The organism is Natrinema gelatinilyticum (genome assembly GCF_024266705.1).
Lineage (GTDB): Archaea > Halobacteriota > Halobacteria > Halobacteriales > Natrialbaceae > Natrinema > Natrinema gelatinilyticum.
The window spans coordinates 1,441,762-1,463,530 of sequence record NZ_CP100757.1 but is presented as its reverse complement, the minus strand read 5'-3'; the positions used below and the strand labels follow the sequence as shown (position 1 = coordinate 1,463,530).

The 21,769-nt window shown below is 58.4% G+C and carries 16 protein-coding genes and 5 pseudogenes; 12 read left to right on the top strand and 9 right to left on the bottom strand.

Going from position 1 to position 21,769, the window contains the following annotated elements:
• Nucleotides 1–23 precede the first annotated feature (23 nt).
• The 3 genes and pseudogenes from NJU76_RS24960 to NJU76_RS24950 form a co-directional block, all read right to left on the bottom strand.
• Nucleotides 24–698: pseudogene (locus tag NJU76_RS24960) on the bottom strand (IS630 family transposase); the annotation flags it as partial.
• A 7-nt stretch (nucleotides 699–705) separates the two neighbouring features.
• Complete coding sequence (locus tag NJU76_RS24955) at nucleotides 706–1,809, bottom strand: IS630 family transposase (RefSeq protein ID WP_254533110.1); 1,104 nt, start codon at nucleotides 1,807–1,809, stop codon at nucleotides 706–708.
• A 47-nt stretch (nucleotides 1,810–1,856) separates the two neighbouring features.
• Nucleotides 1,857–1,973: pseudogene (locus NJU76_RS24950) on the bottom strand (IS630 family transposase); the annotation flags it as partial.
• A gap of 54 nt (nucleotides 1,974–2,027) precedes the next feature.
• On the opposite strand from NJU76_RS24950, the pseudogene NJU76_RS24945 reads away from it, so the two are divergent.
• The 3 genes and pseudogenes from NJU76_RS24945 to NJU76_RS24935 all read left to right on the top strand — a co-directional run bounded on the left by NJU76_RS24945 (nucleotide 2,028) and on the right by NJU76_RS24935 (nucleotide 4,459).
• Nucleotides 2,028–2,707, top strand: a pseudogene (locus NJU76_RS24945) (IS6 family transposase).
• Between the two features lie 343 nt (nucleotides 2,708–3,050).
• Nucleotides 3,051–3,872 (top strand): IS5 family transposase, encoded by an 822-nt coding sequence (locus NJU76_RS24940; RefSeq protein WP_254533109.1) that lies wholly within the window; start codon nucleotides 3,051–3,053, stop codon nucleotides 3,870–3,872.
• A gap of 191 nt (nucleotides 3,873–4,063) precedes the next feature.
• Nucleotides 4,064–4,459, top strand: a complete 396-nt coding sequence (locus NJU76_RS24935; protein ID WP_254533108.1) for a VOC family protein — start codon at nucleotides 4,064–4,066, stop codon at nucleotides 4,457–4,459.
• 66 nt (nucleotides 4,460–4,525) lie between these two features.
• On the opposite strand, the gene NJU76_RS24930 is transcribed toward NJU76_RS24935, so the two are convergent.
• Entirely contained in the window at nucleotides 4,526–5,899 is a 1,374-nt protein-coding gene (locus tag NJU76_RS24930) for an MATE family efflux transporter (RefSeq protein WP_254533107.1), read from the bottom strand.
• Nucleotides 5,900–6,302: 403 nt separating this feature from the next.
• Nucleotides 6,303–6,719 carry a CoA-binding protein gene (locus NJU76_RS24925; protein WP_254533106.1) on the bottom strand — a complete coding sequence of 139 codons (417 nt, stop codon included), beginning with the start codon at nucleotides 6,717–6,719 and terminating at the stop codon, nucleotides 6,303–6,305.
• Nucleotides 6,720–7,200: 481 nt separating this feature from the next.
• Between NJU76_RS24925 and NJU76_RS24920 the strand changes: the two genes are divergently transcribed.
• Genes NJU76_RS24920 through NJU76_RS24900 form a run of 5 tightly spaced genes read left to right on the top strand, consistent with a single transcriptional unit; the run spans nucleotide 7,201 to nucleotide 11,649 of the window.
• A complete protein-coding gene (locus NJU76_RS24920; RefSeq protein WP_254533105.1) occupies nucleotides 7,201–8,367 on the top strand; it encodes an ABC transporter substrate-binding protein in 1,167 nt (388 codons plus the stop codon).
• Between the two features lie 8 nt (nucleotides 8,368–8,375).
• Nucleotides 8,376–9,092: an ABC transporter ATP-binding protein gene (locus NJU76_RS24915; protein ID WP_254533104.1), complete on the top strand. Its 717-nt coding sequence runs from the start codon at nucleotides 8,376–8,378 to the stop codon at nucleotides 9,090–9,092.
• Between the two features lies 1 nt (nucleotide 9,093).
• Nucleotides 9,094–9,819, top strand: a complete 726-nt coding sequence (locus NJU76_RS24910) for an ABC transporter ATP-binding protein (protein WP_254533103.1) — start codon at nucleotides 9,094–9,096, stop codon at nucleotides 9,817–9,819.
• On the top strand, nucleotides 9,819–10,697 hold the full coding sequence (locus NJU76_RS24905; protein ID WP_254533102.1) for a branched-chain amino acid ABC transporter permease: 879 nt from the start codon (nucleotides 9,819–9,821) through the stop codon (nucleotides 10,695–10,697). Before NJU76_RS24910 ends, NJU76_RS24905 begins: the two co-directional genes overlap by 1 nt.
• Entirely contained in the window at nucleotides 10,684–11,649 is a 966-nt protein-coding gene (locus tag NJU76_RS24900) for a branched-chain amino acid ABC transporter permease (RefSeq protein ID WP_254533101.1), read from the top strand. Before NJU76_RS24905 ends, NJU76_RS24900 begins: the two co-directional genes overlap by 14 nt.
• 25 nt (nucleotides 11,650–11,674) lie before the next feature.
• Here NJU76_RS24900 and NJU76_RS24895 read toward each other — a convergent pair whose 3' ends face one another.
• The 3 genes from NJU76_RS24895 to pdhA form a co-directional block, all read right to left on the bottom strand.
• Nucleotides 11,675–12,766 (bottom strand): nitrilase-related carbon-nitrogen hydrolase, encoded by a 1,092-nt coding sequence (locus NJU76_RS24895; RefSeq protein WP_254533100.1) that lies wholly within the window; start codon nucleotides 12,764–12,766, stop codon nucleotides 11,675–11,677.
• Nucleotides 12,767–13,137: 371 nt separating this feature from the next.
• The gene (locus tag NJU76_RS24890) at nucleotides 13,138–14,166 is read right to left on the bottom strand and encodes an alpha-ketoacid dehydrogenase subunit beta (protein WP_254533099.1); all 1,029 of its coding nucleotides are present in this window, start codon (nucleotides 14,164–14,166) and stop codon (nucleotides 13,138–13,140) included.
• A 2-nt stretch (nucleotides 14,167–14,168) separates the two neighbouring features.
• Nucleotides 14,169–15,281, bottom strand: a complete 1,113-nt coding sequence (pdhA, locus tag NJU76_RS24885; RefSeq protein WP_254533098.1) for a pyruvate dehydrogenase (acetyl-transferring) E1 component subunit alpha — start codon at nucleotides 15,279–15,281, stop codon at nucleotides 14,169–14,171.
• A gap of 204 nt (nucleotides 15,282–15,485) precedes the next feature.
• Between pdhA and trpB the strand changes: the two genes are divergently transcribed.
• From trpB to NJU76_RS27275, 4 genes and pseudogenes are all read left to right on the top strand, one after another.
• Nucleotides 15,486–16,658 carry a tryptophan synthase subunit beta gene (trpB, locus tag NJU76_RS24880; protein ID WP_254533097.1) on the top strand — a complete coding sequence of 391 codons (1,173 nt, stop codon included), beginning with the start codon at nucleotides 15,486–15,488 and terminating at the stop codon, nucleotides 16,656–16,658.
• A gap of 7 nt (nucleotides 16,659–16,665) precedes the next feature.
• A complete protein-coding gene (gene serA, locus NJU76_RS24875; RefSeq protein ID WP_254533096.1) occupies nucleotides 16,666–18,294 on the top strand; it encodes a phosphoglycerate dehydrogenase in 1,629 nt (542 codons plus the stop codon).
• Between the two features lie 85 nt (nucleotides 18,295–18,379).
• The gene (locus NJU76_RS24870; protein WP_254533095.1) at nucleotides 18,380–19,966 is read left to right on the top strand and encodes a dihydrolipoamide acetyltransferase family protein; all 1,587 of its coding nucleotides are present in this window, start codon (nucleotides 18,380–18,382) and stop codon (nucleotides 19,964–19,966) included.
• Nucleotides 19,967–20,672: 706 nt separating this feature from the next.
• A pseudogene (locus NJU76_RS27275) lies at nucleotides 20,673–21,161 on the top strand (transposase); the annotation flags it as partial.
• A gap of 237 nt (nucleotides 21,162–21,398) precedes the next feature.
• On the opposite strand, the pseudogene NJU76_RS24865 reads toward NJU76_RS27275, so the two are convergent.
• Nucleotides 21,399–21,767 (bottom strand): annotated as a pseudogene (locus NJU76_RS24865) (integrase); the annotation flags it as partial.
• Nucleotides 21,768–21,769: the final 2 nt, after the last annotated feature.

Below are 21,769 nucleotides of genomic sequence, written 5' to 3'. Positions count from 1 at the left end.
GATAGATTGGGCTATAGCAGCAGTTAGAAATAGTTGCTCATTTTGGGAATAGAGAGTTGATCAAGAGCGGTATCGATCGCTGTTGTTAGTTCAGAAAGTGAGTCGAAGAATCGGTTGCTAAGAGCTGATTGAAGCTGTCTCCAGCACTCTTCGACTGGATTGAGTTCCGGTGAATACGCTGGTAACGTGACGAAGGTGAGGTCGTCACGGGCCGCCAGGTCCGTGACGGCCGACGCCTAGAAATACGGCGCTCCATCCAACACGACGATCAAGTTATCTTCGAACTCTTTGCATAACGCAAGAATGAAATGTTTCGCATGTTCGGCGGTCACGTACTCTTCGAATCGAGAGAAAAAGCGATCTCCGAGGACGGTGATCGCGCCCAAGAGACACGTCCAGTCGTGTTACTCGAACAATTCGACGGTCGGCCGCGTGCTGCGCGGAAACCACCCGGCACGCGGCTCGATTTGCACGGATTTCTTGGTTTGATCGATACAGACTCCTGTGGCGTCCATCTCCCGCCGCTTTTTTTTGAGTTCTTCGTGGAACGTTTCTTGTTCGTCAGCCTCATCTTCAGCGGCTGTGCGGCGTGATTTTTGATAGCTCAATCCCGCCTCTTTGAGCAACCGCCGGCAACTCGGGATTGAGTAATCAACATCGTAGGTTTCGTCGAGATACTGCTGGACGAGCGCCGGCGTCTAATGATCAAGATAACTTTTGCAAATATGGACTGAGGAATTGATCGATCCAGGACTTGGCAAATCCGAGTCGGTCGGTAAGGGTGTCGAAGAGACGGCGAGCGAGAGTTCGGAACGCGCTCTCGCTCGCCACCACGATTGGCGAGGCAGTGCGTTTGAGGACTTTCCAGACCTGTTCAATCGGGTTGAGGTGCGGTGAGCCGACCGGAAGAAAGACGAGATCAATACCGAGTTGATGTGCGCGCTTGCGCGTGTGTTCACAGATGTGAGACGAGAAGTTATCCAAGACGAGCAGAATCCGCGTTCCCGGATTCTGCTCGCGGACTTGCTCCAATAGCGCACAGATGTTCTCTTTCGATTGATCTTCAGGGAACGTCAGGACACTTTCGCCGTTGAGCGTATAGCATCCGACCGCTGGTTCGTCAAGCTTCACCAGCGGTCGTTCCAGTGTCGGATCATCAACGTACCACAGTCGATGCGAATTGTCGTATGGTTGTGGATGCGAAGCATCACAAAAACCGACGACAGTTCCCCCATCCGTGCAAATATCGTCGTCGAGGACCCATCCTTCGTCCTCATCATCAGGACGCTTGTTATGTGCCGTCTCTGTCTCCTCGTCGAACGCGTCTGCGACGCGTTCTTCGAGGATTTCATCTGCGTTTTCTGGCCGAGAGGGGCGCTTTGGACGTGGTTTAGCGTAGGACAGTCCGAGATTCCGGAGGAATCGACCGAGATAATCCGGATGGTACTCTACACCGAACTCTTCGTCCAAGAGCTGATGAACTTCCTGTGCTTTCCAGGGTTGCCCCTCCCGGAGAAGTTCTAACAGACGCTCTTGTTCCTCGTCACCGAGCTTCGGGGGCGGAAGGCCCCCGAAGTTCGGTGTCAACTGACCAAGTCCGCCATCGTTCCATCGACGCGCCCAGCGACTTCCAGTCGACGCAGATTTGCCAACGTCGTCGGCTGCTTCCTCGTACGTTGCTCCCTTGTAGAGACGTTTGACAAAGGTGAGTCGCTTGATGATCTTTGGATCGTCTGCTTCGTCCAGCAGCCGATCCAACTCCTGCTCACTTAGATGACGAACAAGATCGCCTCGCCGGTCTCCTCCCATTACTCGCCCGTCTCAGTCTATGCCCATAACTTCCGTCACTCATTACACGCCGGCGCGTCAACCCCGACTTCTTCGGGTGAGTCGTGGACAGCCTCTTCGAATTTTTGTTGCTCTTTTTCTGAGAGCTTTCGCTTTCTTCCAGATCGGTGATCATTAGTTACAGCGGCACTGTCTAGATGAGAGTATAAGGAACGAGCAGGTGGTGGCGAGAAGTGCTCATGCAACTCGCCGACCTGCTCAGAGAGAGCTTAGACGTGGATTGTGATGAGGTTTGGGAGAACGAGCGCACCCCGACACCCGCAGGGTGTTCGGGGTGCGTCTCCATTCGATGGGATTGTCGGTTCGGGAAGTCGTCGCAGTGCTCGAATTACTCGGCGTTGACCGGTCTCACGGCGCGATTTGGAACTGGACGCATATACTGTCGGAGGCACAGAGCGAGCCGCCGACGGCGACGCCGTCGCGGGTCGCGGTCGATGAGAAACAGATCGTGGTAGACGGCGAGAAAAAGTGGCTATACGCCGCAATCGACACAGAATCAAAGCTGCTGCTGGAGATCGACGTCTTCAGCCGCCGCGGGACTGACCCCGCGGCGGCGTTTCTCCACCGATTACAGGAGAAACACGAACTTGACGAGACAGAGTTTCTCGTCGATGCTGGCGGCTATCTGACTGCCCTTGCTCGTCGCAAATTGAGCGGTCAGCTCGACTACAGCGAGCGAAACTACATCGAAAAATGGTTTCAGACAGTCTCAATGCGGATTGACCGCTTTCACTCGTTCTGGCGGGGCAGTCCAGCCAGCGCTCGCCGCTGGCTGAGTCGGTTCAGACATCATTATAACCACGATCGGCCGAATCAAGCGCTAAACGGTCGAACGCCCGTTGGTGAGGTGCGGAACTAGACAGTGCCACTGCACTAACAGTGAGTGATTACTTCTGGTCGTCACTGTCTTCAAATCGTGGTCAGGATACTCAAGAAGTATTGAACTTCGGTACGACCAAGAGAACTCGCGAAGATTTTCTACCGTCGGAAGCATGTTAACTATACATCTTAGATATGATTCTTAGCCAAGTGACTTAGATAAGGATTTAATACTGGTCACACAGGTGCAATAGTCACAACTTATGGACAGTCAACGCTTGAGAGCTAAGAGGTAGATCTTAGGTTATTTTTGCTCTGTAGGATCGCTAGACGGCGTCGCCCCAATCCCGTTATCTTCGTAGAAAGCGAAGAGACGGATTACTTTGGTATCCGAATTCCGTCTCCTCACCCGAGAAATCGTCGCGAAAGCTAAAAACGTTGTCGAGAATCCGGACGAACCCGCCACCCCCTGCGGGGTCGGCGGGTTCGCCGAGTGGGCGATGCTCACGTTACAAGCACTGCGGATCGAGCTCGGGAAATCCTACCGCCAGACGATCGATCTGTTGAGCGAAATGCCCGGCATTCTCGACGAAATCGGCCTCACGCGGCTTCCGCATTTTACCGTCCTGCGTGACTGGTTTGAAACCATCTCGGTGGAGACCTATCGTGCGTTTCTCGGCGAATCAGCCGAGAAACGCACTGGCCATGCCGCGATCGACTCGACTGGTTTCGACCGCGACCAGCCCTCGCGGTACTACGCGACGCGAAAACACTACCGCGTCCGCTCGCTCAAAGTCACCGCCCTCGTGGACGTGAAAACGCTGTACGTCTACGACGTTCACTGCACGACCACGAAAAAACACGACGTGAAGATTGGTCCGCAGGTCGCTCGGCGAAACGCCGAGGACCTGCGGTCACTGGCCGCTGACCGTGGTTACGATGGAAAGCCGTTCCGAGACGATCTTCATCTTGATCGCATCCGACCGTTGATCAAACACCGGATCTACTCCTCGCTCGACCGGGCGCACAACGCCCGGATGAGCAGCCGCTGGTACAACCGCCGCTGGATGGTTGAGACTGTCTTTTCGTCGATCAAGCGCACGCTCGGCTCCGCCGTGCGTGCGCGAAGCTGGCACCTCGAATTCCGCGAGATGGTGCTCAAATGTGCCGTCTACAATCTTCGTCGAATGGTTAGATATCAGTAGAATCAACCGCGGTGTATCGGTTTTCGACCAGCGGTGGCGTTAGTGAAAACGCCGAAATCAAGCCTCGTCTAGCGATCCTACGAAGCAAATGGATCAGTACCTCGGAGTCGCGTCGTAACCCGCTGTGGCCACCTCCGCTTGTACCCTGCTGCAACCATCTCCTTTTTTGGGCTAACCTACCAAGTACCAGTATGGACGCAGTGTCTATCGATCACGTGAATATCAGAATCCCCTCGAGCCGAGTCGACGAGGCGATCGAGTTCTATCGGGACGGGTTGGGATTCGAGCCAGAGAACCTCGACGCGTACCGGGACGGCGACCGAACCATCTTCTCGTTTCGTCTCAGCGACCGCTGTCTCGTCCACGTACGTCCCGTCGAATCGTTCACCCCGCCGGACGGCAACGGGTTCGACCACTTCGCGATCGTCGTCGATGAACCGATCGACGAGGTTGAGCAGCGGCTCAGCGACGCTAATATCGAGATCGAACGGGTCGGAAATCCGCTCGGGGCGACTGGCCGGGCCCCTGCCGTATACGTCCGGGATCCGTTCGGATACCTGATCGAAATCAAAACGACCGTCTCGTAACTGTCTCCCGTCTGCCACCGGTGGGCCGTCCTCCGTCGGCGGGCCGTACCCTATGGCGGCTACAGATTAGTTCGAGGAGATCGAGCGTTCGGTCATCATCGATTCGGCCTTTCCAGCCCAGTCACCCCAGAGGAAGCCGGCCAGTACGACGCCTGCCCACCAGACGTACGTGAGAATCATTCCGGCATACACGCCGACGAGTCCGTATCCGAGCACGATGCTGGTGACGTACGAGAACGCGAGCATGAAACAAAACGTGCCAGTCAGTCGCGCGTAAAACGGCGTTTTCGTGTCGCTCGCCCCACGCAGCGCGCCAGCTGCCGGGAAGAAAACCCCAACGAAAAACAGCATGATCCCGTAGACGCGGGTGAAAGCCGCCGCGTGACGAGTTGCCTCTGGATCGTTGGAGAAAATCGAGGTGAGCGGTTCCACGATTCCGAACAATACGATCCCGGCGGTCCCGAGCGTCATAACCCCGAAGGCAGTAATCGCGAGCCCCGAGAACCGCGCTCGGTCGGCGTCACCCTCGCCCAGGGTTTGCCCGACGATAATACTCGCAGCGACGCTATACGACCGATATAGCGGTCCAGTGGTCTGGTGATATATCCGTCGTGCAATGTGGTAGCCGGCGATCACTTCGGTACCGAACACGAGCAACAACGCGTTGAACGGGTAGCTCGCGACGGAGGTCGTCATCCCCTCGGCGACGTTCGGAACGGCGACGGTCACGAGTTGGTACATGACCGTCGGATCGGCCGATCGAACGAACGACAGATCCGAGCGGTCGCTGAGGATGGCGAGCACGAACGCGACCGCCTCACCGGTTCGGCTGATCGCCGTCGCGAGTCCGACACCGAGGATGCCGAGCGTCGGGGCCATCCCGATCCCGAGTCCCAGGACGACCGAGAGGACGATGTTAGCCGCGTTCGAACCGGCGTTAATGTACATCGGAGTCACCGTGTCGCCAGTTCCCTGGAACGCCCGTGAACTGGTGAGTCCCACGATACGCATCGGCGCAGCAGCAAAGATGACCATCAGGTACAGGCCGCCGAGTCGTACTACCTCCGACTCGGCCCCGAGAATGGCCATTGCCGAATCAGCGAGGAAATAGCCGACGACGATGAGCGGAAGTCCGACGAGAAAGCCGATACCGATCGCCTGCGTGATCGCTCGATCTCGCGTTACCTCCGCATCGCGCCCAGTGTCTTGACTCGAGAGCGCGATTGCGCCCGCGCCCAGTCCGGATCCGATCCGCATCGGAATCTGTGCATACAGGTCGGCGATTCCGACGGCCGCGACCGCCGCAGGCGAAAATAAGCCGGTAACAATGATGTCGACAGTCCGCATCAGCGTACTCAGCGTCTCCTGAACTGCAACCGGCCAGGAGAGCGAAAGCGTTTCTCGCCAGACAGCAAACACACGACGACGAAGGCCGGTCATTGACGCGATTTACGTCAAGTCGACGTTTCAGGGTAACGATGTCAGTGTGATCCTGTCAAATCGAATCAGGTCCTCGGCGACGATTTCACTCGGCCCGTAGACGGGACAACGCAAAGGAGAACCGCTTAGGAGAATTTCGATCCGCGATATTCTCGCATCTCCCTTGTTTCGCGGAAATACTATTCTCTCCAACCTACTCGGTGGCGATGGCAGCGTGTCTGACCCGGCCAGGTTTCGCCGACTACGCCAGACGCGGTAAGTTTCAGTACACCACTCTATCGAAATGTTGTAACGTAGTGGATTAATTTGCGGGTTGTCGGCTTCATCAACGGGATCGAGCCTCCGGCCTTCGGCCTGGACCGCCTGAAAGTATTTGCTGCCAGTCAGTATCGCCGACGGCCCGTCACTGCGACGCAAGCAGCCGCTGGTGCTCGGGTTTCATACACCGATCTTGGACAACTCGTACGCCAGCGTCCTCTGCTCGCGCAACCGCATCGTCGTCGTGAATGCCGAGTTGAAGCCAGATGACGTCGACGTCGTCACGGTCGAGTACCTCGTCGACGATCCCGCTCACTTCGTCACTTGGCCGGAATACGTCCACAACATCGATGTCCTCGTCGACGTCGGAGAGCGAATCGAAGGTCGGCCGCCCGAGGACCTCGTCTGCATAGGGGTTGACAGGGAGAATCTCGTAGTCCTGCGACTGGAGATACTTCGGTATCTCGTGGGCGTCTTTGCCTGGTGTCGACGAACAGCCGACGACGGCGACCGTTTTCTGTCGGAGTATCTCTCGTACTTCGGAATCCGTCTCGACGGGCATACGTCGTGTACGAATCGGGACGGCAAAACAGCATCGTCGAGACAACAGCATACGTCCGTTCCGGTCCGGCAATCGATTCGAAGCGACGATCGATCCGTCCGGATCACAGTGGCATTACTGGTGCAACCACAAGGCGGTCGCGGTCACGTCGGAATTGACATCCAGCGGTTCGTATCGGCTGCTCGTACTGTTCGCCCCTCCCCATCAATGAAGTGGCCAATATCTGGGAATTATGAATTGTTCGTTGCCATAGCAGCAGAACAGTCGGCTGTCACGGAAAGTACTGTCTATGCCGTGTAGAATAGGAGAAAACAATCCCTCATTTTATATTTGGTTTGTAATATAAATTATACAAATCGCCAAAACAACTGGAGGGCAGCCGCATTCGGCACGTCCTCGAACGTACGCTAAGCCGAGAATATATTGCTCTCCTTTTATTTGAGGGAAATATTAATGTAAGAGGCAAGAAGTTGGTCTGGGTATGCGTACACGTACCAATCGGCGGGTGTATCTCAAGAGAGCAGCGGTAACAGGGGCGCTAGTCAGTGTCGCAGGTTGTACGAATCCACTCAGTGGAACGTCGTACAAGGCTGCGATCGGGCTCCCAACGCCGCAGTCGGGGCCGCTCGCACCGTCCGGGACGGCTGGATTGCGCGGGGCTGAAGTCGCGATCGAGGAGGTCAACGCGGAACGCGACGACCCTATCGAACTTGTCGACCAGGACGGTCAAGCCTCGCCCGAAGAGGCCCGGAGCGTCGTGCAGACGATGATCGACGACGACATCCCAGTCATCACCGGCACGTTCTCGAGTGACGTCTCGAACGCGGTGAGCGAACTCGCTGAACAGGAGCAGGTTCCGTTTATGACGGCCATCTCGGTAGATCCAGGTATCACGTCGGACCAGGACGACTATACGTTTCGGTTGACCGGGGATACCAATCAGAAGTTAACGGGCGTCGCACAATTCCTCCAGTCACAGGACGTCGGTAGTATCGGGATCATCGGCGCCGATTACTCGATGGGGCGGTCCGCAGTCGAATTCATGAACGGGAACGCGTCGGAGTATGGGTTCAGTGTTGAGCACGAAGCACTCGTGCCGATATCGACGAACAACTTCGTCCCGGAGTTCCGGAACGTCGACACAGAAGCCACCGATGCGATGTTCTTCCCGTTCCCCGGGGGGAACGGACCGACGCTGATCGAGCAGGCGCGAAGTCAGGGGGTTTTCGACCAGGTGGACTTGGTCATCGGCCACGACTCGTACGGGACGGAAATGTACAAGAGTGCACTTGGCGAGGACATCAGCGGTATACACAACTGGGGTGTCGACCTCTCGAACGACCGAGCGACCAGTGCGACCGAGACGATGCAAGAGAAGTTCGACGTGCCGATGGACGCTCTCAGTCTCCCGAACTACGACGCGGTACATATGATCGCTGAAGCCATGGAGAGCGCCGACTCACTCGAACCGCAGGCAATCCGGGACGAACTCGCCGGTATGAGCTATTCCGCCGCGTCGGGGTGGGACGTTTCATTCAGCGAGGCTGGTGACAACAAAGAGTACCGGATGTTAGTAAACGAGTGGGTCCAGCAAGGTGATTCCATCCGGAACGAGGTTCAATTCACGAGCGACGTCATTTCCCCATAAGTAGAGCCATGAATCCACTTCTTCGCTGTAAAGACATTACCAAACGGTTCGGGGGGATCGTCGCACTTGACGGATTCGGGATGACGGTACAGGCCGATGCGATCACCGGACTCATCGGGCCCAATGGTGCTGGCAAGACCACGCTGTTCAACGTAGTGTCGGGTGTACTCTCGCCTGATTCGGGCAGCGTCATCTTCGACGGTGACGACCTCATGGGGCGCGCGACACACGAACTCTGCCACGCCGGCATCGCCCGGACGTTCCAGACGCCACATCCCATCAAGTCGTTGACGGTAGAGGAGAACCTCCGCGTCGCCGAGGCGTTCGGCTCACTGGAGACCGATGGGACGGACTCGCGCCTGGAACGGACGTTAGATGTGCTTGACCTGACGGAGAAGCGGTCGACGGTTGCCGAGAACCTCCAGATGACCGAACGGAAGCACGTTGACCTCGGTCGAGCGTTGTTGACCGATCCCGATCTTGTTCTGCTGGACGAGCTACTGGCCGGCCTGAATCCCACGGACAAGGCAACCCTCATCGAACACATCCAGCAACTCCACCGGGAGTTCGACGTCGATTTTCTAGTCGTCGAACACGACCTGAGCGCTATTCGCGAGATGTGCGACGACGTCGTCGTGATGAACGAGGGTACGTTTATGACCGCTGGATCGCCGTCCGACGTACTGAACGACGAACGAGTGCAGGAGGCGTACATTGGTACCTGATATGCAGGAAACACAACAGCGACCGGTGCTAAACGTCGACGGTCTCGACGCCGGATACGGCGAAGTACAGGTTCTTAGAGATGTATCGTTCGAACTATACGAAGGCGAACTCCTGTCGATCATCGGTCCGAACGGCGCCGGGAAAACGACGCTCATGCGGGCGCTGATGGGCATTATCATACCTGATTCGGGATCGATACGCCTCGGTGAAACGGACCTGACGACGGTCGAACCGAACGAGCGGGTGGCACAGGGCGTGTCACTGATCTCCGAGAAGCGAAACCTCTTTCGCGACATGACTGTCGCAGAGAATCTCAAACTCGGAACATATCTGTCCCGGGACGACGTCGAATCGTCGTTCGAGCGGATCTACGATCTATTTCCACGACTAGATGAGCGACGGGACCAGAAAGCAGGTACGCTGAGCGGTGGCGAAGCACAGATGCTCGCGCTCGGACGAGGCCTGATGAAACGACCACGGGTTCTCCTGTTGGACGAACCCTCGCTGGGGCTGGCGCCGCTTCTCATCCCCGAACTGTTCGACAAGATAACAACGATAAACGAAAACGGCGTCTCGGTCGTACTCGTCGAACAGCGTGCCAGGAAAGCCCTCGAAATCGCGGACAGAGGGTGCCTCTTGGAGAACGGGGAGATTACGTACCGAGACGACGCTGTAGCGATGCTCGACAAACAGTCGGTGGTAGAACAGTACCTCGGGGGTGCCTGATGGCAGTCATCGAGACCGCGGTGTTCATCGTCGTCAACGGCATCATCTTCGGCAGTCTCCTCGCACTGACGGCAGTCGGTCTGTCGCTGATCTTTGGCGTTCTCGGCGTCCCGAACTTCGCACAGGGGGAGTTCGCCGCTGTCGCCGGTTTCACCGTCGTCGGGCTACTGGGCCACGGGTTCGGACTACTGACCGCCGTACTGGCCGGACTCGTGGTGACGTTCGTCCTCGGTGTCGCGAGTGAGCGTCTCGTCATCGCGAAGCTCTACGGCCGCGACAACTTCCTGCTCCTCTCGTTTTTCGCCACCTTCGGATTGACGCTCATCTCGGAGAGCGCACTCCGGATCTTGTTCGGTGGGTTCTCGAGGATCGAGGGACCGAGCCTGGGTTCGATCACCGTCCTCGGGTTCGAGTTGAGTCTCCTCCGGGTTACAGCGGGCGTGACAGCCGTCTGCCTCCTCGTCGCGCTCTATCTCTTCACACGGTACACGTACATGGGATTAGCGATGCGGGCGGTAGCAAACGACCGTCACGGCGCCGAGATGATCGGCATCGACTTCGACCGTATCTCGACGGTGACGTTCGGAACGGGAGCGTTGCTCTCGGGGGTAAGCGGTGTGCTCTACGGCATGCTCTTTACCATTTATCCGACGCTCGGTGTCTCACTGACCGCGTTCGCGTTCACCATCGTCGTCGTCGGTACGACCGGGAGTTTCATCGGTGTAATCGTCGCCAGCCTCATCATCGGCATTGTGGATAGCTTCACCGCTACCGTAGTCGGCAGTGAGTACCGAATCTTCGCCGTGTTTCTCGTTCTCTTCGTCGTCTTGACGCTCAAACCGGGCGGTCTCTGGGGTGATCACAGTGTCAACCATTGATTCCGCTCTGGGTCGCGTCGGGTCGATACTGACGACTCACCGCAAAGGGCTTCTCGTTGTCGTCGGACTCCTGCTTCTCGTGTGGCCCTACATGCTGGAATCGTCACTGCTGTTCGACCTGACGCTGGTATTCCTGTACGCTGTCCTCGCATTTGCGGCGATCGTCCCCATCGGGTACGCCGGCCAACTCATCCTCTCCCAGGGGGCGTTTTTCGGCATCGGGGCCTACTCGTTTATCAAACTGACCACGGCTGGCATTCCCGCCGTCGTTGCTATTCCGCTGTCCGTCGGTATCACTGCCGGCGCAGCGTACGTTCTCGGCTGGCCAGCGACTCGTGCGAGTGGCATCTACCTCGGTATCATAACCCTGGCGTTCAACGAACTGTTCGTCATCGCCCTGAACCTGTTTTCCGAATTCACGGGCGGAAGCACCGGTCTAGAGAGCCCCTCGTTATTCCCGACCGCACTAACCCGGGTCGTTCCCGCGGACCACCTCTATTACTACCTTGTCGTCACTGTATTCGTCCTCTCGTATCTCTCGTTCAGGCACGTTCTGGGCTCGAAATTCGGCTGGGCGTTCCGGTCGATCAAGGAAGACATTACGGTGGCTGAGTCGGTCGGGATCGATTCCCACCGGTATCGCCTGCTCTCGTTTACCGTCGCCGGAGCGACCTGTGGCCTTGCCGGCAGTCTGTATGCTCCGCTCACCGGCTACATCTCCCCGACCATGTTCAATCTACACACGAGTATCAACATCATCCTCGCCGGCATGATTGGTGGACTGAATCTTCCGCTCGGGAGCATCTTCGGCAGTCCCGTTGTCGTGCTCGTTCCCAACGCTCTTCGGTTCAGCTCGGACGGACGGCTAATCATCTACGGAACGCTACTCATCGTCGTCCTCATCTACCTGCCGCAAGGAATTGGCGGGTGGATCACCGATCGGCTACGGTGAACGAGCGGTCGTCTCTACTCCCCCGCTACGACTCGTCTTCGCGCTCCCAGTACGGCGGTACGAAGACGTCCTCGTCGATCATCTTCTCGATCTGTGCCTCCGTGACTTCCTCAGCGTACTCGTCGTGTTTCACGGGCTGTCGATCGAGCCAGAGGTTCTTCGGATAAATCTCCTGGTCGTAAATCGGGCGAATAATCTCGGTCCGCAGATCCTTGATCCAGTTCATCAGCGGCGACTGCGTACGGAACTCGCGTAACCCCTCGACGTCGATCACACCCGCACAGTAGGAGCTCCCGGCGCCATAGTCGTGCTCGGAGATCATCTTCCCCTTGTGATTGACGATCATCGATCCGCCGCCGAACGTGTCGACCGGCGTTTCAGCATCCGGCGTCAGGTAGTACGTCCCGAGGTTCGGCGCGACGACGTAGCAACTGTTGTCCAGCGCTCGCGCTCGATTCTGTATCTTCCAGCCTTCGTTGGCCACCAGCGGTTCCGGACAGGCGATCCGACAGACCACCTCTGCACCGTTCATCGCGAGTCCTCGGAAGTACTCCGGGTAAGCGCCCTCGATCGCCAGTGAGACGCCGATCCGCCCGATATCGGTGTCGACGACGGGATAGATGTCATCCAGATCGTCACCGTAGTTGTCGACCCAGTCGTCCCACACGTCGTGGGGAGAGACGGAGCGCTCGACCGGCAGGAGCGGTGTCAGTTTTCGGTGTTTCAGAACGATCTCGCCGTCGGGGTCGATGACAAACGCCGTATTGTAGAACTTCTCGTCGTAGTCCGGCGCCTTCTCCTTGGCCGACGCGACGATGTAGATGCCGAACTCCTTGGCGTACTCTCCGAGCGTTTCGGTCTCTTTGCCCGGAATATCGATCGCGATCTCCTCGCGATACGTCGCGTGGTCCATATCTGTTACCTCGTCAGTGAACCCCTGTAGGCCGCCTTCGGGGATGACCGCCAGCTTGACCGGCAAGTCGACGCTACTCAGCCACGTTGCGGCCGAGAGGTTCTCGTGAATGTGGTCGAGGTTCTTCTCGATGTCACTGCGCTTTTCCGCGCCCCACACCGTCGGCGACAGTCCGACTGCCATGTACTTATCTATGCGTGCCATGTTAGATTATGACATGACTTGGTACACACAACATCGCCTAATACCTTACCCCGCTGTCGGACGCCAATGGTCCTCGTGCAGGTGTCAGATCATCGGGCGAAAACGATTTCCGTGTCCTTGACCCGACGCGTGTCTCGGAGCTCACCACTAGTCGATAGCGAACGAGGACGAATCAGCGATCTGTTCCGGTCTGCGGTACCGTTTACCGGTGCAATCGTAGGGCGGTTGCGGTTGCACTGGAATTGACATTCAGCAGTTCATATGAAGGACCGACTTCCGGTAGTGCATATAGTACTCTCCCAAGCGTCGACTGCTGGGTCGAATCACACCCCATAGCGGCTTCGACCCAGCAGTGCAAGCCTGTGAATCCACTAGTCGGCGGTGATCGTTGTGGGACCTTCCTCCGGGAAGGCCACGACTCGGCGAACGGTATCCGCGATCCGTTCGATTCCGGGCAGATAGTAGTCCTCGTGCTGGTACAGTGGGAACGGGACGTCGAAACCCGTTACACGCTCAATCGGTGCCTCGAGTTTCAGCAGCGCATCTTCCTGCAGCGTCGAGACGATTTCTGCACCGAGGCCCGCCATCCGCGGGGCTTCGTGAACGACGACTCCCCGCCCCGTCTTCTCGAGGGACCCGACTGCGGTGTCGGTGTCGAGCGGGCTCAGTGTCTGGAAATCGACGACCTCGCACTCGATCCCTTCGGCGGCCAGCGCCTCGGCGGTATCCATCGTCTCGTGGACCATCGCACCCCACGTGAACAGGGAGACGTCGGATCCTTCTCGCCGGACCGTCGCCGAACCGAGCGGGACGGTGTGTTCGCCGGTGGGCACCGGCTCGCTCAGTGATCGGTAAATCCGCGCCGGTTCGAGAAACATCACCGGATCGGGATCGCGGATAGCGCTCGTGAGGAGTCCCTTAGTGTTTGCGGGCGTGCTCGGGACGACGACCTTGATGCCGGGATAGTGGGCGAAGAACGCCTCCGTCGACTCGGAGTGGTGCTCCGGCGCCCTGATCCCGCCACCGTAGGGCGTTCGGATCGTCAGCGGACAGTTGCACTTTCCGAGACTCCGTGAGCGCATCCGTGCAGCGTGGTTGATGATCTGTTCGAACGCTGGGTAGCCAAAGCCGAGGAATTGCAATTCGGGTACCGGCCGCAGGCTGTTCAAGGAGAGACCGATCGCCGTCCCGACGATGCCGCATTCACTCAGCGGGGTGTCGATGACTCGGTCATCGCCGAACTCCTCGTATAGGCCGTCGGTGGCTCGGAATACACCACCGTTTTTCCCGATATCTTCGCCGAGGAGGACGACGTCGTCGTCTCGCTCCATCTCGGATTCGAGTCCAGCGCGTACCGCTTCGACGAGCTTGAGGGTCTCTGTTTCGTCGGTACTTGCCATGGTTAGTCCTCCACGAGAGCGTCGTCGCCGTGTCGTTCCCGGAGCGATTCGAGGACAGCAGCCTGGTCTTGCAGGTGGTCTGGCGTATTCGCGTAGACGTGCTCGAACATTTGCGATGGATCGGCAGCCTCGAACGACTCGGCCGCGTCGATCGCCTCGTCGATTTGAGCATCGACTTCGGTTTCGAGCGCGTCCTGTCGCTCGTCGTCGAGGCGGCCGGTGTCCCGGAGGAATTGCTCGAACCGGACGAGCGGGTCACGCTCTCTCCACTTTTCGACCTCGTCCTCGGGGCGGTACTTGGACGGATCGTCGGCCGTGCTGTGGGCACCGAGTCGATAGAGGACGGCCTCGATAAGCATTGGACGGGACTGGTCTGGATCCGGATCTTTTGCTCGCCGGACAGCCTCGCGAGTGATCCGGTATACTGCGAGCGGGTCCATTCCGTCGACCTGAACTCCGTCGAAGCCGAAGGCGTGTGCCTTCTGTGCGATGGTTTCGGCTGCCGTCTGCCGATCGCGAGGGACCGAGATGGCCCAGCCGTTGTTCTGACAGAAGAACACGTTCGGCGTATCGAACACGCCGGCGAAATTCCAGGCCTCCTGAGCGAATCCCTGACTCGTCGCACCGTCGCCGAAGTAACAGCAGTACACTGAATCGACGTCGTCCCGCAAGACGTCGGCCCAGGCCATGCCCGTCGCGTGCAGGAGTTGCGAACCGACCGAACCGTTGATCGGTAGCGCATTAACGTCGTCCGGAACAGCGTTCCCGGCCTCGTATCCCATGTAGTACAGAAGGATATTTCGCAACGGGAACCCCTGAGCCATCAGTGCCCCGTGGTCGCGGTAACTGGGGATGACCCAGTCTTCGTCGGCGAGCGCGTGGGCGCTTGCGATCTGTGCGGCCTCGTGCCCGTACATCGGCGGGAAAGAGCCGATCCGTCCCTGCCGATTCAGTGAGACGACGCGTCTGTCGAATCGTCGTGCGAGGAGCATGTCGGTGTACATATCGACGATGGCATCGTCGGACAGTGCTAGCTCTTCGGCGTCGTCACGCAACCCGCCGTCATCGTCCAGTATCTGAAGTTGTGCCGGTAGTTCTTGCTTGGTTGTTCCCATACTTGTCTTCGTGAGACAACCATAACTCTCAGTCCGAAATAACTAATTGAGCACGATTATCTGAGAACGGCCTGATTCATACAAAGACCCCCAGAACTGGGGGAATATATGTATTGTTTGTGATTGTGTACCATATGTGTGGGAAGGTGGTGAAAAACGATCATATCAATTATATTTATTATGTAGGGTATCACAGATAGTGGCATGGCGGATCAAAGCCAGCAGCACGAGTTCGAACAGTACGGTGGTCGCTACGTCCCGGAGGAACTTGAGGAGGTCCTCGAACAGTTGTCCGAGGCCTACGAGCAGGTCAAAGAGGACGAGCAGTTCCAGGCAGAACTCGACGAACTACGACGGAACTTCGCTGGGCGTCCGACACCGTTGTTCCACGCGGAGAACCTCTCGGAGGAATACGGCGTAAAGATCTATCTCAAGCGCGAGGACCTTGTCCATGGCGGAGCACACAAGCTGAACAACGCGCTCGGACAGGCACTGATGGCGAAACACGCCGGCAAAGAGCGTCTGATCGCCGAAACAGGCGCCGGTCAGCACGGCACTGCGACCTCGATCGTCGGCGCCCTCACTGGACTCGACACCGTGATCTACCAGGGTAAGAAAGATATCGAGCGCCAGCAGATGAACGTCTTCCGAATGGAGTTGATGGGGGCCGACGTGGAGGCCGTAACCCGCGGTGGTGCCGGTCTCGCGGATGCCGTCGACGCCGCGCTGGAAGACTTCATCGAGAACGTCGACAACACACACTACCTCATCGGGTCTGTTGTCGGTCCGTCGCCGTTCCCCGAGATGGTTCGTAACTTCCAGTCAGTAATCGGTGACGAGGCGCGCGAACAGATCAAGGACCAGGAAGGGCGCCTGCCGGACGCAGCAGTCGCGTGCGTCGGTGGCGGTTCGAACGCGATGGGCCTGTTTCACGCCTTCCGCGACGACGACATCGAATTCTACGGCGCCGAAGGGGGCGGCAAAGGGACCGACTCCGACCGACACTCCGCGACGCTGGCAACCGGTGACGACGCCGTGTTTCATGGGATGCGGACCCAGAAAATCGACGACGACGTCAGCGTACACTCTATCGCCGCCGGACTGGACTATCCCGCAGTCGGTCCCGAACACGCGATGTTCAAAGAGATCGGGCGGTGTACCTACGAGGGTATCGCTGACGACGAGGCCCTCGAAGCGTTCCAGGATCTCTGCCGACTCGAGGGTATCGTCCCCGCTCTGGAGTCGAGCCACGCGGTGGCCATGGCGAAGAAACTCGCCGCCGACCGACACCGCGACGACGTGATAGTCGTCAATCTCAGCGGCCGTGGAGACAAGGACGTTGACAAGATAGCCAACGAGTACTTGAGCGACGCGTGAGCATACGATGAGTTCGACAGGACCTCACACTACAGCGTCGGAGTCGAACGCCAGGAACGAGGCGCCGCGCGTCCTGGTGACCGACCCTATCGACCAGGCCGGCTTACGGCGGCTCGAGACGGCCGGCTGCGACGTCGACGTTCACACCGACCTCTCGAACGACGCCCTCCGCGAGACGGTCTCCGAGTACGACGCTCTCGTCGTTCGATCCGGAACGACCCTCTCCGCGGACGTCATCGAGGCCAGCGACCGCCTGTCGGTTATCGGACGTGCTGGCGTCGGCGTGGACAACATCGATATCGACGCAGTGACCCGGCAGGGCGTACTCGTCACCAACGCACCCACCGGGAACACCACCGCAGTCGCCGAGCACACGCTCGCACTCCTCCTCTCGCTCGCACGCGATATCCCGACGGCGAATGAAGCACTTTCGGCCGGCGACTGGGAGAAGTCGTCGTTCATCGGAACCGAACTGTCGGGACGAACGCTAGGTGTCCTCGGATTCGGTCGTATCGGTCGAGAAGTCGCCAGCCGGGCCGAGGATCTCGGGATGGAGGTGATCACCCACGATCCGTACGTCGGAGAGGAGACGGCGTCGGCGTTCGGTGCGACGCTGGTCGACTTCGACGACCTGCTCGAACGTGCAAACGTTATTTCCGTTCACGTCCCACTGACCGACGAAACCTACCACCTCCTCGGCGCGGACGAGTTCGAGCGGCTGGACTCGGACGCCTATCTCGTTCATCCGGCACGCGGGGGCGTTGTCGACGAAGCTGCACTGGCGACGGCAGTCGAGGAGGGTGAAATCGCCGGTGCGGCTGTCGACGTGTTCGAGAACGAACCGCCAGCACCCGACAATCCGCTTCTCGAATCCGACGACGTGATCGTGACGCCGCATATCGCGGCCAAGACCGACAACGCGATGAGTCGCGTCGCCACGACGATCGCCGACAACGTCCTGACAGCCCTCGACGGCGACGTCCCCGAGAGCGCGCTGAACGCACCGCATACCGACTCGATCGGACAAACACCGGTCGAACTCGCCCGGACGCTCGGACGGTTGACCGGTGAACTCGCCGACGGCGCTGTAACAGCCGTCGACGTCGAGTACCAGGGAGACATCGCCGACAGCGATACCGAACCGCTGACGGCGACCGCTTGCGTTGGGCTACTCGACCCCGTGCTGGAAGAACGAGTCAATCGCGTCTCCATCTCTCGAGTGCTAGAAGACCGTGATATCACAGTGACCGAAAGTACCACGAACCAGTCGTCGAACTTCAGGTCGATGGTGTCACTGACGGTGGAGACGGACGACGGTTCGATGCGTATCGCGGGTACCGTCACGCAGAACGATGAACCGTACATCGTCCGCATCGACGGGTACAAGGTCAAAGTTCGGGCTCCGGACAACGTCATCGTCTTCTACGGACGTGACGAACCGGGAGTCATCGGCGATATCGGGAACCGGCTGGCCAACCACGACATCAACATCGCCGGGATGTACAACTCCCGAAACGTCGTCGGGGGCGAGACGATCATGGTCATCGCCGTCGACTCGCCAATCTCCTCCGAACTCGAGCGCGAACTGCACGCCGTCGAGAACGTTACCGACGTCTCCGCCGCAAACCTCACGTGAAGAGTGATCCATCGATGACCGAGATCTTTCCGCTGGTCGGTGCGTTCGAGAGGTACCGTTATATCAATCGAGTGGAGGTCGTACTGTGACACGCATTCAGTTCGAACTCCCGGACGTCGGCGAGGGCGTCGCCGAGGGTCAACTCCTCGAATGGCACGTCGAGCTCGGCGATTCCGTCACGGAGTCCCAGATCATTGCCGAGGTTGAGACGGACAAAGCCGTCGTCGACGTCCCGGCTCCGGTCGACGGAACAGTCGTCGACCGTCGTGCCGAGGCAGGCGACATCGTCCCCGTCGGCGATGTCCTCGTCGTCTTCGAGGTCGGCAGCGATGGCGAAGAGAAATTAGGCGAACAACCTGAATCGGGCGCCGAGCCCGAAATAGACGATGGCACCGCAAGTCCCGACGCGACGGAGACCGACGACACCACAGGTTCCGTCGATGGCGATATCGATGGCGGTAATTCGGCGAATCGCGTGTTCGCGGCGCCCTCAGTTCGGCGGCTCGCGCGCGAACTCGATGTCGATATCACCGCCGTCGACAGCTCGGGGCCCGGCCGACGCGTGACGGAGCACGACGTTCGTCGTGTCGCGGGAACGACGGAGGCGGAACCGTCGTCGGACGGTGCGACGGCCACTGCTTGGACCAGCGCAGACCATGGCGACGCTTCCGGATCGGAAATCACCGCGGTCGCAGTTGACGGGACGGACGCCCGCGTGCGCGCCGCACAGGAGCAACTCGAGACGACGGCAGTCACTTCGGCTGACCGCGACGAGACATTGGCGCTGCCCGGCACTCGTGCCCTTGCGCACGAACTAGGTGTCGACATCAACGAGGTGCCCACCTCGGAGACGTACGACGGGGAACCGCTCGTCACCGACGCCGACGTCAGGACGTTCGCCGACGCTACGACGGAGCATCCGGCGACGACCGCGGCCAACGGACAGACGGCTGAGGCCGCCACTGAGGAGACGACCGCCGGCGAGCGCGTCCCCTACCGCGGGATACGGCGGACGATCGGCGAACAGATGAAACGCGCCAGGTTCACGGCGCCCCACGCCACTCATCACGAGTCAGTCGACGTCTCAGAACTGGTCGCAGTGCGAGACGAACTCGGCGATGTCGCCGAGGCGAAGGGAATGCGACTCACCTTCACCCCCTTCTTCCTGAAAGCCGTCGTCGCCGGCTTGCGGGAGTACCCGTTGTTGAATAGCCGGCTTGACGAAGAGGCCGAGGAGATCATCTGCTACGACCACTACCATGTCGGCGTCGCCGTCGACACCGAACACGGGCTGATGGTCCCGGTGGTCGAAAACGTTGACGAGAAGTCCATCGCCACCCTCGCCAACGACCTCGCTCGGCTGGTCGAACGTGCACAAGACCGTTCGCTTACGGCCGGGGAGATGCAGGGAAGTACCTTCACCGTTTCCAACGGCGGGAGTCTCGGCGGTGAGTACGCGACGCCGATCATCAACTATCCGGAGGCTGCTGTCCTCGGATTCGGGGCAATCCGTTCCCGGCCGTGGGTCGTCGACGGCGAGGTCGTCGCCAGACCGGTGTTGCCGCTCTCGCTATCGTTTGACCACCGGGTCGTCGACGGGGGGACGGCTGCGCGGTTCGTCGGCGACGTGATGGACTACCTGCGCGATCCACGGCGACTGCTACTGGAGTGACCTCTAGTACCGCCTCGGGCGACCGGTGCGTCATTCCGACGCGTCGATGGCGTTTTCCGCCACAATCCGCTCAGAGCCCTCGAGCGACCGACGCTGACCGAGCTACCGGTCAGCCTCTCCGCAGTCTGGTTCTCGAGCCCGACGACCCAGTTCTCCCTGTTCTTTGCGGAGCCTTCACGGAGCATCCGTAACAGACCGTTCTCAATATCGACCTACGGCGTTCGCGCTCGCTCAACCTCAATTGGGCATAATGTGGCGTCGAGACTCGTCCACAAGAGCGTCGGGATCTTCCAGTTGTTCGCGCGTTCCCAATCCTCGTCCATAAGCTCCGATTTCGGCTTCTCCCAGCGCTGCGCGAGATACGTTTTCGACCGCTCGCACTCCTCACCGGAGACGCTGTCGTAGCTCGGAACACTCCTGTCGTCCTTATGCTTACTGGTGATAATGAGGAAACAGCGCAGACGATTGCGTCTGAACTCGGGATTGATGACGTCTGTGCGGATCTGAAGCCGGAAAAGCAGATGATAGCATATTGAACCAATGAGTCTTGTTTAAATTATTAGTTTCAAGAAGCGTGATGCCTGTGAAGCTAATATCGACTTGCTAGTAGTTCCGGGAAAATATCAAATACACTATGAAGTGAAGCGTGACGAATTGGGTATGCAAATCAAGATCGCCTGTTTCACACAAGCTGTCGCTCGCTTAAAAAGCCGTCGTTGGCGATCCTAAACCGGCCCATCGACCGGGAAAGAACGGCTATGCTGACTGGGTGATTCTCGCCATTCAAGCGCTGAAAGAGTATCTCAGACTTCTCCACCGGAAGCTGCTAGATGTGCTCAAAGAGATGCCGTGAGTAACGAAATCGGTCAGATTGACGGCTGAGGTGTTGATGCACTTCTCTGCGGTTTGTACGAGAAAACAAGACATACCGATGAAATGGTGGCGAGCGATCCTCGATTATTCCGTTGAACTGTATAATCTCAGTGTCGTTCAAGCGATTGATGCAACGGGTGTCGATCGCGTCCAAGCTAGCCAGCATTACGCCAGGTGGACGGATTCCACGTTTGAAGCGGTGAAAACTTCGTTGCTAATCGATTGTGAAACCAGTACAATTCTAGACATATACTGTTCGATGAAACAACCGCACGATACACAGATTGGCTGGCAAATGCTTGTGAGGAATCTCGACGAGTTGAGACATCATTCATAAAGAATGTTCAGCAATTTCTGTCATGGATAGTTTTCGAGAGCGTTGTCTATGAACGGAGAGAACAGATAGTAATAGCGATCTCTACTACTGGACTCGACGAACGGTTCAGCCACGGAAATTTATTCGGGGTATGGTATACAATTCACGAACTCGATCCAAGAATGAATGTAGTAAATGAATACTACTGATGAGCTCCGTGAGTGCCACCAGTAGTTACATTAGTCAAGTGACTACATGGTGCCGTACCACCCTCTCACGGACTCGCGAATCGTGCTCGGCGAATGCGTCGCCAGCGTCCTGAGTCATCTCCTTCGCTTCGATGTGTGAGTAAGACTGCTGGACGACGGCTTCGCTGTTATCGAGGAGTCGAGCCACTGCGATGAAACCGCGCTGTCGAACCATCACCTCGCCGGCACCGCGGCGGCCGCCGTGCGGGACGAGATATTCGTATTTATCGTCGAGTTCGATACCCGCCTCATCACACAAACGGCGCATGATTCGCCGTCTGCCGTCAGTGTTGATCGAGGATGGTGACAGGTCGTACTCTCAGAGTACATCAATGGCCTCGATCGCGCCGGTGAGTTCGTCGACGA